The following is a 12,655-nucleotide window of genomic DNA, read 5'->3' as shown; positions in this document are numbered from 1 at the left end:
CGGTGACTGTTGATATTGGCCGCGATCCCGTCACCAACAAGCGAAAACAAAAGGAGTTAAGTGGATTTAAGACAAAGCGAGAGGCTGAAAAGGCTGCTGCAGCTCTGATAACAGAGATTGAAGAAGGAACTTTTGTTCAGGAGAAGAATGTCACGTTCAAGGAGTTCGTCAATACCTGGATAGAAACGTACAGTTCTACCGTAAAAGTAAGCACTCTCCGGGTTCGAAAACACGAGTCAGGCCGGCTAATGAAATACTTCGAGCACAAGAAGATGAAGGATATCACAAAGAAGATGTACCAGGATGCCCTTAATGATTTACAGAACCCGGAGGGTAAGAAGAAAGGCTTGTCATACAACACGATTTCAGGCGTTCATTCTACAGGCAGGATGATATTCAGCAAAGCGGTAGAGCTCGACATCATAAAAAATGACCCAACTCAATACGCTAAGCTGCCTCGAGCACAGAAAACAGTCGAGGAAATAGAGCAAGAAGAAGAGGTTCCGAAGTATTTAGAAAAGGAACAACTAGCCAAATTCCTCAATACAGCCAAACGGAAAGGATTGGGGCAAGATTATGTCATATTCCTGATACTAGCGTACAGCGGAATGCGTGCCGGTGAATTATGCGCGCTTCGTTGGTCTGATCTGGATGAGGACGAGCATACGATCAGCATTACAAAAACTTATTATAATCCTTCCAACCGTACGCGGGAATATCAGTTGCTCACTCCTAAAACCAAAACGTCAAAGCGCAAAATCGACATGGATCCATTCGTTTTCGAGGAGCTTAAACAGCACCGCAAGAAGCAAAAGGAAATCATGATGAAATATCGGTCGACATATCATGACAAAGGCTTTGTAATAGCCAAAACAGACGCCTTAAATGCGGGCTATCCCGAGTTCATCAAGACTATTGAAAACCGTATGCGCCGGCTGCTGAAACTCGCTGGATTGAACGAAAAATTAACCCCCCACTCTCTACGGCATACGCATACCTCACTACTCGCTGAAGCTGGAGTCGGATTAACCGAGATCATGGAACGTCTCGGCCATAAAGATGATGACACGACCCGCCACGTCTATATGCATGTAACAAAGACAATGAAAAAAGAGGCTTCCCAAAAGTTCGCCGAACTCATGAGAAGCCTCTAGACATGTTACCTTATGTGGGGAAAATGTGGGGAAATGGCCTTCCCCACATTCCAAAACCCTTATAAATCAAGGCTTTACATCCCCTTTTACATCATGCCGCCCATGCCGCCCATGTCAGGCATAGCTGGTTTTTCCGGTTCTGGCTTGTCGGCAATCACCGCTTCGGTAGTCAGGAACATAGCCGCTACGGAAGCTGCGTTTTGCAGAGCGGAACGCGTTACTTTCGCAGGGTCGACGATACCGGCTTCGAACATGTTTACCCACTCGTCGGTAGCGGCGTTGTAACCTACGCCCACTTTTTCGTTTTTCAGGCGTTCCACGATGACGGAACCTTCTTGGCCGGCGTTAGCGGCGATCGTGCGGATTGGCTCTTCCAGAGCGCGGAGCACGATGTTCACGCCGGTTTTTTCGTCGCCGGAAACTTCAACGGCAGCAACAGCGTTGTATACGTTCACGAGAGCCGTACCGCCACCGGAAACGATACCTTCTTCAACCGCGGCGCGGGTTGCGTTCAGGGCGTCTTCGATGCGCAGTTTGCGCTCTTTCAATTCAGTTTCGGTTGCAGCGCCGACTTTGATGACCGCTACGCCGCCAGCCAATTTAGCCAGACGTTCTTGCAGTTTTTCTTTGTCGAACTCGGAAGTCGTTTCTTCCAGCTGCGCACGGATTTGGTTCACGCGAGCCGTGATGTCGGCTTTGTCGCCGCTTCCGTCCACGATCGTCGTGTTTTCTTTCGTTACGCGCACTTGACGTGCGTTACCCAGCTGCTCGATCGAAGCGCTCTTCAGGTCGAGACCGAGTTTTTCGGTGATCACTTGGCCGCCGGTCAGGGCAGCGATATCCTGCAGCATCGCTTCGCGACGGTCGCCGAAGCCAGGAGCTTTTACGGCAACGGCGTTGAACGTTCCGCGCAGTTTGTTCAGGACGAGCATCGCTTGAGCTTCGCCTTCGATGTCTTCGGCGATGATCACGAGCGGTCTGCCTTGTTGAACGATTTTTTCAAGCAGCGGCAAAATTTCTTGGGTCGTGGAGATCTTTTTGTCCGTGATCAGGATGTATGGATTGTCCAGAACGGCTTCCATTTTGTCCGTGTCGGTGATCATGTATGGAGATACATAACCGCGGTCGAACTGCATGCCTTCCACGACTTCCATTTCCGTGTTGAATCCGCGGGATTCTTCGACGGTGATAACGCCGTCGTTGCCCACTTTTTCCATCGCTTCGGCGATCAGTTGGCCCACTTCTTCGTCGGCAGCGGAGATCGCGGCGACTTGGGCGATTTTTTGGTTGTCGTTCACAGGAGTTGCGATGTTTTTCAGTTCGGCTACAGCCGCTTTGACCGCTTTGTCGATACCTTTGCGAACGACCATCGGGTTAGCGCCTGCCGTTACGTTTTTCAGGCCTTCGCGGATCATCGCTTGAGCCAGAACCGTTGCAGTCGTTGTACCGTCACCGGCAACGTCGTTTGTTTTGGTAGCTACTTCTTTAACGAGCTGAGCGCCCATGTTTTCAAAAGCGTCTTCCAGTTCGATTTCTTTTGCGATCGTCACGCCGTCATTGGTGATGAGCGGGCTTCCGAATTTTTTCTCGAGAACGACGTTGCGGCCTTTAGGTCCAAGCGTCACTTTTACGGCATTCGCCAAAGCGTCTACCCCACGCAGCATCGCGCGGCGCGCGTCTTCACTGAAACGGATATCTTTTGCCATGTTGATAAAAACCTCCCACAAATATATTGTTGTATTTCGTTAATGCTATGTTCAGGCCGTTAGCCTACGATTGCATGAATGTCGCTTTCTTTCATAATCAGATATTCTTTACCTTCGTATTTGATTTCTGTTCCGGCATATTTGGAGAACAGGACGCGGTCGCCTTCTTTTACTTCCAAAGGAACGCGAACTCCGTCTTTAACTGCTCCGCCGCCAACAGCGATAATTTTGCCTTCTTGCGGCTTTTCTTTTGCAGCGTCCGGAAGGACAATCCCGAATGAAGTCGTTTCCTCTTGTGCGATCGGTTCTACCAATACGCGGTCACCTAAAGGTTTGATCATGAAAAATAGCCTCCTTGTTAATATGTTGTGTTTCTGTAACGGCGTTGTTGTCGGTATGTATTAGCACTCGACAGGGTCTAGTGCTAACAACCACTTTTATGATACTCAACTTGAGCTCAGATTTCAAGTCCTCTGGATTCATTTTTCAAAGAAATCCGCACTTTTTCAAACGGCTGCCGCCAGGCTTGTCCTTGACGGGTCCGAGCGCCTTTCGCCCATACTCCATCATTCTATCCACCCCATTTGAAAATATGCCTGCAAAACGAAAGCGCCGTTCCGAAAATTTCAGGTCTGTTTCCAAAGATTCCGGCAACAAAAAAAGAGCCTGCTTCCCCCGTCGGAGAAGAACGCCCTTTCTGTTTCAAATGTTATGATTATTCCGGATCTTCCGCCTGCTTGTACCGCGCTTCGATCGCCTCGTCGGCCGCAAGCTGCTTCCGGTACACCACCGACGACAAATACACGCTGAACTCGTACAGCAGGAGCAGCGGAATCGTCACCAGAAAATCCGAGATGAAGTCCGGCGGCGTAATGACCACGGCGATGAACACCAGCGCAAAATAAGACACCTTCCGCATCTTCCGCAGCCTCCGCGGATTCAAAATCCTCAGCTTGGTCAAAAACATGACGATGAGCGGCAGCTCAAAGAGCAGCGCAATCGGCACGACCAGGGTAAACATGAAATTGAAATATTGGGAAATGCCGTACGTTTCGGTTAATCCCATGTTTTTGGTGATTGTCGTCGTAAAGCCCAGCGCCATCGGGAACACCACGTAATAGCCAAAGGCGATGCCGAGCAGGAACAATATAAACACGTACGGAACGTACCGCAGCGCCGCTTTGCGCTCGATCTCCCGAAGCCCCGGGCTGACAAAAGCCCACACCTGGTAGGCCGTAAACGGGATGGTCAGGACAAGCGCGACGACCATGGCGATTTTCATGTACATGCCGATGCCGTCCCAAAATGCAAACGCATGAAGCTGAAAATCCTTCGCCGAGTCCACGCTGATCAAATATTTGTAGATGGGATTGGCGCAGACAAGGCCGATGACAAGGCCAAGCAGCAGAACCGCCAAAATGTATATGATCCGCCTGCGCAGCTCCCCGAGATGTTCGACAATCGACATTTCCACCTGTTTATCAGACATACGGTCACCGTCCTCTCTTCTTAGCGCCTGCGGACAAAACAAAATCCCTCCCCGGATGGAAGGGATTCCAAAGTCCTCTTTCCTAAAACCTATTCGGGAAGACGTTTGTTGTCTGCAGTGCTTTGGGAAGTTACGGTTGCATCGGCTTGCGCCTCGCTAGAAGCGGCAGCCAGCGGTTTGGCTTGTTCGTTTTTGCGGGAAGATTCGTCATCCTCGGCAATGATATCGCGGGCACCGTCCTTGAATTCCCGGAAGGTGCGTCCCACCGCGCGTCCGAGCTCGGGAAGCTTGTTCGGCCCGAACAACAGCAAGGCCAAGATCACCAGCAATATAATTCCAGGTACGCCAATACTGCTCAGCATATCGAGATTCTCCTCTCTGTCCTAAATCCATAAACTAACAACGTCAAAATTGGACATAATTTTGCCACAAAGACATCATACCATAACTCAAATCGCAACAATATCAAATAAGTGTGAACAATTTTGGAATAGAGCGCCAGGCCCCGGCTTACTGCCGGAATTGCCCCGTCACCATCAGCAGCGCCTCCGGAAGTTGGTCCATAATCGCCGCCAGGTTTTCGTGCACGCCTTTCGGCGTTCCCGGCAAATTGACGATCAGCGTCCGGCCGCGGATGCCGACAATGCCTCTGAACAACATCGCCGCGCGGTTTTTCTGCATGACGGTCGCTCTCATCGCTTCCGCCATCCCCGGCACTTCGCGTTCGATGACCCTTCTTGTCGCTTCCGGGGTGACGTCTCTGATCGCCAGCTCCGTCCCTCCGGTCGTCAGTACCAAATCCGCCTGAAAATAATCCGTGAGTTCAATGAGCGATGCGATAATCTCATCCTGTTCGTCAGGGACGATGCGGTACTCCACAATCTCCCCGCCGAGTTCCTCCTCCACCAGCTCCCGGATGACCTGGGCGCTTGTATCTTCACGCTCACCTCTTGATCCTTTGTCGCTTGCCGTCAAGATCGCAGTTTTCCACACCATAAGATCACCCCTCCTCCTGCTCATCTATTATGTTTCTAAAATCCGCACAAAAATAGGCTTTGGCATTGCAGCCCGTTCAGGTATTTTGCGGGGACCCCAAAATTGAATATTCCATAACTCCGGAGTTTGCCGGCGGCGGCCCGGTTCATCGAACAACGTTCCGGCATTGGACGGGTCCGGGGCCGCCGAACTTCCTAAGGTTCGAGCTTATAATCGCCGCTTTTCCCGCCGGTTTTGGATTTCAGCAGCGTCGGCCCGATCACCATATCCTTTTGCAGCGCCTTGCACATATCGTAGACGGTCAAGGCCGCGGCGGATACCGCCGTCAGGGCTTCCATTTCGACGCCGGTCTTCCCGGTCGTTTTGACGGTTCCTTCTATATATAATTCATCGATGCCGTTGTCGGAAAAATGGATATCGATGCCCGTCAGCGGCAGCGGATGGCACATCGGTATCCAGTCGGACGTTTTTTTGGCGGCCATCACGCCGGCGACGGAAGCGACCGCAAGCACGTCGCCTTTGCCGATTTTGCCTTCCTTGATCCGGGCAAGCGTCTCCGGCGCCATCTTCACCGCGGTTTGCGCAACCGCCGTTCTGCTCGTAACCTCCTTGTCCGAAACATCGACCATTTTGGCTCTGCCCTGTTCGTTAAAATGCGTCAGTTCCATCTTCAGCCTCCCCGTTCATTTCATGTACGCCTTGTTCCGTGATTAGAACCTGAAGACGCGCATCCGTTCGTTCCATCGGAACCCGTTCGACCACCTGCTCGCCAAACCCGATGCCGGCCCATTTTGGCCGCTTGCTCCATTTGCCGCCTTTCGCCGAAAAGCGTTCATGCAGCCGATCATAATAACCGCCCCCGTAACCCAGTCTTCCGCCATGCATGTCAAAAGCCAATCCCGGCATAATGACCGCCCCGGGCACGAAGGCATCCGGTTCAGCCGGAGAGTGCAGAGGATCGGGCTCCATGATGCCGTAGGCCCCGGACTGCAGCTCGTCCCAGCGCTTCAGCCGATGGAGCGTCATCGAACGGTTTTCCTGAAGGCATCGCGGCACGTAGACCTCAATGCCTGCCCGCCATGCCTCCTCGACAAGCGGTCTCGTATCCAGCTCGCTGCGGAAAGGCACGTAAATGAGCATGCTTCGGATCTGCTCTCTCATCAGCCAATCGGCGGCATGGATGCAGGCCTGTGCCGACATGCTTCGATGCCGATCCTGCGGAATGCCGCCGCGTATCCCGGACATACGTGAGCGGAGCCGGGTCTTCTGCTGCCCCATCGTGCCGTTTTCCCCGTTCACCACGTCCAACAGCCGCCTTCCTTTTATCCTATTTTTCAGTAGTTTGCAATTGCATTTCAATTTTCAGTGCCGCAAAATGCTCAACCTGTGCCGTCGCCATCCGCATAAAATCGCACACCGCTTTCGATCCGCCTCCGGCATCCGGTTCAACCGTTTGATCCATTTTGCGTTCATTTTGCTCTTAGTTTACCACTGTTGCTCCATTTTCGCCAAGGTAACCCCGAAGTCCTTCCCCCATGTCGCGAATTCTTCATATTTCATGTAAACTGTTTATTATATGAAGCAATTCGAAAAAAAACGCCCGCGGACGCAATGCATTCAAAGCAGATCGCGTTCAAGGCGGGAGCAAAATCCAAGCAAACAAGCAATAGATCGCATATAGACGGAGGTTTACAGCTTATGCTGCTTCAAGCAAGTGGAATCAAAAAATTGTACGGCGTGGAGCCCGTACTCGATGGAATCAATTTGCAGATTCAGGAAAGGGATCGCGTGGGGCTGGTCGGCGTCAACGGCGCCGGCAAATCGACGCTGCTTCAAATCCTTGCCGGCGAGATGTCCTATGACGGGGGACAAATTTTCAAAGCGAAGGAAACAACCATCGGTTATCTTGCCCAAAACAGCGGACTGCAATCGGACCGCAACATTTGGGAAGAAATGATGAACGTGTTCGCCCATTTGACCGAAACGGAAAAAGAGCTCCGGCTCATGGAAGAACAGATTGCCGATCCTGCCCTGATGGAACAACCGAAAAAATATCAGGAGCTTCTTGATCGTTATGCTGCGCGATCCGACTGGTTCAAGGACCATGGCGGGTACGAAATGGAAACGCGCATCCGGTCCGTATTGCACGGCATGGGTTTCGGAGGTTTTGCGCCGGACACCAAAATCTCGACCTTGAGCGGCGGGCAAAAAACGCGTCTTGCGCTTGCGCGGATCCTGCTTCAGGCTCCGGACCTGCTCATGCTGGACGAACCGACCAACCATCTGGACATCGCCACGCTGACGTGGCTCGAGGATTATTTGCGCTCCTATTCCGGCGCTTTGCTTGTCGTATCGCATGACCGATACTTCCTCGACCGGCTCGTGACGTCCATCGTGGAAATCGAACGGCATCAATCGAAGCGTTACACCGGCAATTACAGCCGTTATATCGATTTGAAGGCGGCCGAATACGAATCGGCCATGAAGCAATACGAGAAGCAGCAGGATGAAATCGCGCGCATGGAGGAGTTTATTCAAAAAAACATCGTCCGGGCATCGACCACCAAACGGGCCCAGAGCCGGCGAAAAGCGCTCGAAAAAATAGAGCGGCTGGACAAACCGCTCGGCGATTTGAAAAAAGCCAGCTTTTCCTTCGACGTCGAATATATGTCGGGCAAAGACGTGCTTCAGGTCAAAGACCTTGCCGTCTCCTTTACGCCGCCGCATCGTCTCTTCGAGAACGTCTCGTTCGACCTGCACCGCGGTGAAACCGTCGCGTTGATCGGCCCGAACGGCATCGGCAAATCGACGCTGCTCAAATGCCTGACCGGAAGCGAACGCCCGGCGGCGGGCACGATCCAGTGGGGAACCAAAGTGAAAATCGGTTATTACGACCAGGAACAGACAAACCTGAACCCGTCCAATACGGTGCTGGAGGAGCTTTGGAGCCACTATCCGCATATGGAGGAAGCCCGCATCCGGACCGTACTCGGCAACTTTCTCTTCAGCGGCGAGGACGTCCTGAAAAAAGTCGCTTCGCTCAGCGGCGGCGAAAAAGCGCGGGTTGCGCTGGCCAAGCTGATGCTGCTCGAAGCCAACATGCTTATCCTCGACGAACCGACAAACCATTTGGATCTGTTCAGCAAAGAGGTGCTGGAGTCGGCCCTCATCGATTACGAAGGCACGCTCCTGTTCATTTCGCACGACCGGTATTTCCTGAACAAGATGGCCGAACGGATCATCGAGCTGCACCCGCAAGGGGTGGAACATTTCCTGGGGAATTATGACGATTATACAGCCAAAAAGCAGGAACTTGAGGAATTGTCCCAAGAGGCGCTGGAAGCTGCAGGCCCCCGGGCGCAAAAACAGGAGAATGCTGCCGAACCCGAAGCCAAATCCGGCGTCCATTCCTTCGAAGCCGACAAGCAGGCCAAACGCGAGGAACGGAACCGGCAGCGCAAAATCGCGGCGCTCGAGGAACGGATCCAGCAGCTTGAATCCGAAATTTCGGGGCTGGAGGCCGAGATGACGAAACCCGAGGTGTACCAGGATTACATCGCGCTCCAAAAACACCAGCAGGATCAAGAGGCCAAGAAAAAAGAGCTGGATGAAGCTTTTGCCGAATGGGAGATGCTTGCCGCCGAATAATATGCAGGACTAACGGTTTAGGACTTCGAGATCAACAAAAAGAAATTTGTCAAATTCACAAAACTTTTTTATTTTGGCACCCATCCTCTTATACACATGCTTATCCACATAAAAAGTGCATAACTTTGTTTAAAAAATGGCCCATGGGGCCATTTTTTATTGATTAAATTCATCCTCTTGATCAAATATCCACTTTTATCCACCAATTTGTCCACATTATCCACAGGTTTTCCATTCTACAATTGAAAATCCTATCCACGTTTTCAAACCCCTTTTGAATCGACGGTTTTCACCAGCATCGCGTGTTTGTACACAAATTTCCTCGAATATGTGGATAACCTTGTCCACAACTTGACAAAAACTTTGTCGAATGCTGTAGGAAAAAGAAAAAGCCCGCGCTTGAAGCCAAGCACGGGCTTTGAACCGCTTCGTTATAACGCTGCTTGCCGCCGGTCTTCATCCGCCGCCGACTGCACCGCGCTGTTGCAGCCAGCCGCATAGGCCAGGCCTTGCACCCACGACGATGTCATGGTAGACGGCCGTGCCGCGGCAGGTCTTTCCATTGCGTTCGACCGTGACCGCCGCCATCCGGTGCGAAACGCTGCCGGCTGCGACCTGGACATCGCCGAGCTGATACGGCTGAGCCGGACGGCCGAGCGACTGGCCCGCCATCAGCAGCGGCTGATCATCGCCGACGATGATTATTCCTGGCCCGACCACTCTTCCAGCGAGAATTGCGGCATGGCCCTCAGGTCCAGACCGGCGAACTGCCGCTTTTTCCACTTCAAATATGCAGCGGCGCCAATCATGGCCGCATTGTCGGTGCAATATTCGAACGGCGGAATGATGAGCTCGATGCCTTCCTCGCGGCACTGCCGCTCCAGCTCCCTCCGCAGCCCGCGGTTGGCGGCGACGCCGCCGCAAAGCAGCAGCTGTTTGGCATTGTAGGCTCTCACGGCCCGAATCGCCTTCGTGACCAGCACCTCAACGACCGATTCCTGGAATCCGCGGGCGATGGCGCTTTCCATGATAGGCTCCCCGCGCATTTTGCGCTGGTTCACGACATTCAGCACCGCCGATTTCAGGCCGCTGAAACTGAAGTCGTACGACTCGGGTTCGAGCCATACCCGCGGAAGTTCCACCGCTTCCTCCGCCTCCAGGGCAAGACGGTCCACGTGAGGCCCCCCGGGATACGGATAACCGATCGCCCGGGCGACTTTGTCGTAAGCCTCGCCGACGGCATCGTCGCGTGTGCGTCCGATGACCTCAAAATGCCCTTCGGACTTCATGTACACAAGCTCGGTGTGCCCTCCCGAAACGACCAGCGCCATGCAGGGATATTCCATGTCCGCCACGAGGCGGTTGGCGTAAATATGTCCGGCAATATGATGGGTGCCGATCAGCGGCTTGTTCAGCGCCATCGCCAGGCTGGTCGCGGCAACGACACCGACCAGAAGGGCTCCGACCAGCCCCGGTCCCTGCGTGACGGCGATGGCCGACAGATCCTGAAGGCTTATGCCGGCTTTGCGCACCGCCTCTTCCAGCATCAGCGTAATGTTCTCGACATGCTTCCGCGAAGCCACCTCCGGCACGACGCCGCCAAAAGCTTTATGGGTTTCGACCTGGCTTGCGATCAGGTTGCTGAGAACCTCTTTTCCGTCCTTCACGACGGCCACGGAGGTCTCGTCGCAGCTTGTTTCCACCGCCAATATTAAGCAGGATTCATGCTCGTTATGATATTCACTCATCAGTTCGCTTCCTTCCCAACTTCCCACGCGCCGCCGCGCTCGGGCAACTCCGCCCACATGATCAGGGCGTCTTCCTGGTTGTCCGAATAATAACCTTTGCGGAGCCCTGCAGGCTTAAATCCCAGTTTGCGATATAAATTCTGCGCCACTTCATTCGACACTCTGACTTCGAGCGTCATTCGCCGCATCCCCAGATCCGACGCGGTTTTCATCAGCTCGCGCAGCAAACGTTCCCCCCATTTGCGCCCGCGGTATGCCCGGAGAACGGCGATGTTCGTCACATGCGCTTCGTCGATGACCGTCCACATGCCGGCATAACCTACGGGCTGGCCCAAATATTGCATGATCATATACCGCGCAAAATGGTTCTGGGTCAGCTCGTTTCGGAACGCTTCCTCCGTCCAGGGGAGCGTAAACGATTCGTGCTCGATCACCATGACGTCCGGAATGTCGTTCAGCGCCATTTGGCGAAAGGACAAACCTTCTTGATTCGGAAACAACTCCTGCTCCATGACTACTCGACATACTCCCTTCACGGCTTCCGCAGGAGCTTCTCAGCTTCTGCCAGCTGCGTATAATTCGGCACGAGAGCGTGCACGTTGTCCGTCGCTCCTTGCATCAGCCGGTCTGCCCCCAAGCGGCCTACCGGTTCCCCTTCCATATCGCATGCGGCCGTATGAAGCCGATCCTCCATGACGTCACGCAAACGTTCGATGGCGGCTTCATGTTTTCCGGCGTCCCCGACAAACCAGACGCCGTCCGGCCGTTCCTCTGCCGGCATGTCTTTCCATGCCCGGCCGATTTCATCCGCCCAGTCTTCCATCAGGCGGATGGCATCTTCTTTGAGCCGAACCGGCATCTCTCCGCCTTTGGCGCGGAACCATGCGGTGTAGGCTTGTCCGCGCCGGGCGTCCATTAGCGGAATCACCCAGTTCTCTCCCTGGTCTGCGCCTGTCGCCGTGACGTGGCCGCTCCATGCAAGGGCATGCAGGCTGGAAATTCCCGCGACGGGAACGTTCCAAGCCCAGGCCAACGTTTTGGCGGCCGTCACCGCAATGCGCGTCCCTGTATAAGAACCCGGCCCGATGCCTACGGCGATTCCGTCGATCCCCGAAGCGGCCACCCCGGCTTCCGCCAGCCCCTTTTGAATGAGGGGCAGCAGGTGTACCGAATGGTTGCGTTCTCCCGCAGCTTTGATCGCGTGCAGCACTTTATCGTTTTCCATCACCGCCAAAGCAAGGCATGCCGTCGACGTGTCCAACGCCAAAAACCGCTTCAGCGGCTGTGATTGTGGTTGATTCATTCTGTAAAGACCCCATTCTGTTTCAGGCTTTCGCACCATGCTTCATATGGCTCCCCAAAGCCTTGAACCGTAATTTTCCGCGCCGTCTCGCCGGTCGTTTCGATATACAGATGCAAATGCCGCTCGGGCAGCAATTCGCGCACGATCTGCGACCATTCCACGAGGCTTACCCCACTGCCGTAAAAATATTCGTCCAGCCCCAGGTCCTCCGCTTCTTCCAACGATACCCGGTATACGTCCATATGGTAGAAAGGCAGGCGCCCTTCGTATTCTTTAATGATCGTAAAGGTCGGGCTGTTGACGACCCCCTTCACGCCCAAATGCTTGGCAAAAAATTGCGAAAAAGCGGTCTTCCCCGCTCCCAAATCCCCGTCCAAACCGATCACCGTTCCGGGAACAGCCGTTTTCGCCAGCCATGCCGCCAACCTCTCGGTATCCTCCGGACGAAGAGAGGTATACACAAACGGTTTCCCGTTCTGAATCTGTTCCAATACGTTGACCCACCTTCGGTTTCAATTCCTTACATGAACTTGTCCTTAATTATATCGGTCTGCATCCGCTGCCGCAAGAACGGGCGGAACCGCATTCGTCTTTCTTATCCATCCGAACTT

15 protein-coding genes are annotated in these 12,655 nt (G+C 53.5%); 2 read left to right on the top strand and 13 right to left on the bottom strand.

Features of this window, described 5'->3' with window-relative positions:
- The first annotated feature begins 2 nt into the window (after positions 1–2).
- Positions 3–1,154, top strand: coding sequence for a tyrosine-type recombinase/integrase (locus tag GQY55_RS23360; RefSeq protein WP_160044318.1), 1,152 nt, complete (start codon positions 3–5; stop codon positions 1,152–1,154).
- Between the two features lie 86 nt (positions 1,155–1,240).
- Here GQY55_RS23360 and groL read toward each other — a convergent pair whose 3' ends face one another.
- The 8 genes from groL to GQY55_RS31850 form a co-directional block, all read right to left on the bottom strand.
- Complete coding sequence (groL, locus tag GQY55_RS23355; RefSeq protein WP_160044317.1) at positions 1,241–2,860, bottom strand: chaperonin GroEL; 1,620 nt, start codon at positions 2,858–2,860, stop codon at positions 1,241–1,243.
- 59 nt (positions 2,861–2,919) lie between these two features.
- Positions 2,920–3,201, bottom strand: a complete 282-nt coding sequence (gene groES, locus GQY55_RS23350; RefSeq protein WP_160044316.1) for a co-chaperone GroES — start codon at positions 3,199–3,201, stop codon at positions 2,920–2,922.
- A 374-nt stretch (positions 3,202–3,575) separates the two neighbouring features.
- Positions 3,576–4,349 (bottom strand): twin-arginine translocase subunit TatC, encoded by a 774-nt coding sequence (gene tatC / locus GQY55_RS23345; protein WP_160044315.1) that lies wholly within the window; start codon positions 4,347–4,349, stop codon positions 3,576–3,578.
- Positions 4,350–4,438: 89 nt separating this feature from the next.
- Complete coding sequence (locus GQY55_RS23340; RefSeq protein ID WP_160044330.1) at positions 4,439–4,708, bottom strand: twin-arginine translocase TatA/TatE family subunit; 270 nt, start codon at positions 4,706–4,708, stop codon at positions 4,439–4,441.
- A 151-nt stretch (positions 4,709–4,859) separates the two neighbouring features.
- Positions 4,860–5,345: a MogA/MoaB family molybdenum cofactor biosynthesis protein gene (locus GQY55_RS23335; protein WP_036709137.1), complete on the bottom strand. Its 486-nt coding sequence runs from the start codon at positions 5,343–5,345 to the stop codon at positions 4,860–4,862.
- A 194-nt stretch (positions 5,346–5,539) separates the two neighbouring features.
- Positions 5,540–6,013: a cyclic pyranopterin monophosphate synthase MoaC gene (moaC, locus tag GQY55_RS23330; RefSeq protein WP_160044314.1), complete on the bottom strand. Its 474-nt coding sequence runs from the start codon at positions 6,011–6,013 to the stop codon at positions 5,540–5,542.
- Entirely contained in the window at positions 5,994–6,647 is a 654-nt protein-coding gene (locus GQY55_RS23325) for a 5-formyltetrahydrofolate cyclo-ligase (RefSeq protein WP_236575814.1), read from the bottom strand. The genes moaC and GQY55_RS23325 overlap by 20 nt, the downstream gene beginning before the upstream one ends.
- A 25-nt stretch (positions 6,648–6,672) precedes the next feature.
- A complete protein-coding gene (locus GQY55_RS31850; RefSeq protein WP_268895058.1) occupies positions 6,673–6,807 on the bottom strand; it encodes a hypothetical protein in 135 nt (44 codons plus the stop codon).
- Positions 6,808–7,043: 236 nt separating this feature from the next.
- On the opposite strand from GQY55_RS31850, the gene GQY55_RS23320 reads away from it, so the two are divergent.
- A complete protein-coding gene (locus GQY55_RS23320) occupies positions 7,044–8,993 on the top strand; it encodes an ABC-F family ATP-binding cassette domain-containing protein (RefSeq protein WP_160044312.1) in 1,950 nt (649 codons plus the stop codon).
- A 456-nt stretch (positions 8,994–9,449) separates the two neighbouring features.
- Here GQY55_RS23320 and GQY55_RS31590 read toward each other — a convergent pair whose 3' ends face one another.
- Genes GQY55_RS31590 through tsaE form a run of 5 tightly spaced genes read right to left on the bottom strand, consistent with a single transcriptional unit; the run spans position 9,450 to position 12,526 of the window.
- Positions 9,450–9,665: a hypothetical protein gene (locus tag GQY55_RS31590; RefSeq protein ID WP_236575812.1), complete on the bottom strand. Its 216-nt coding sequence runs from the start codon at positions 9,663–9,665 to the stop codon at positions 9,450–9,452.
- A gap of 29 nt (positions 9,666–9,694) precedes the next feature.
- Positions 9,695–10,741, bottom strand: coding sequence for a tRNA (adenosine(37)-N6)-threonylcarbamoyltransferase complex transferase subunit TsaD (gene tsaD / locus GQY55_RS23315; protein WP_160044311.1), 1,047 nt, complete (start codon positions 10,739–10,741; stop codon positions 9,695–9,697).
- On the bottom strand, positions 10,741–11,253 hold the full coding sequence (rimI, locus tag GQY55_RS23310) for a ribosomal protein S18-alanine N-acetyltransferase (RefSeq protein WP_160044310.1): 513 nt from the start codon (positions 11,251–11,253) through the stop codon (positions 10,741–10,743). The genes tsaD and rimI overlap by 1 nt, the downstream gene beginning before the upstream one ends.
- A 20-nt stretch (positions 11,254–11,273) precedes the next feature.
- Complete coding sequence (gene tsaB / locus GQY55_RS23305) at positions 11,274–12,044, bottom strand: tRNA (adenosine(37)-N6)-threonylcarbamoyltransferase complex dimerization subunit type 1 TsaB (protein ID WP_160044309.1); 771 nt, start codon at positions 12,042–12,044, stop codon at positions 11,274–11,276.
- A complete protein-coding gene (gene tsaE, locus GQY55_RS23300; protein WP_160044329.1) occupies positions 12,041–12,526 on the bottom strand; it encodes a tRNA (adenosine(37)-N6)-threonylcarbamoyltransferase complex ATPase subunit type 1 TsaE in 486 nt (161 codons plus the stop codon). Before tsaE ends, tsaB begins: the two co-directional genes overlap by 4 nt.
- Positions 12,527–12,655: the final 129 nt, after the last annotated feature.

Origin of the sequence: Paenibacillus sp. USDA918EY (genome assembly GCF_009870825.1) — a bacterium.
GTDB classification, from domain to species: Bacteria; Bacillota; Bacilli; order Paenibacillales; family Paenibacillaceae; genus Paenibacillus_AQ; species Paenibacillus_AQ albilobatus.
The sequence above is the reverse complement of the archived record's forward strand: the minus strand, read 5'-3'. Positions and strand labels throughout refer to the sequence as shown.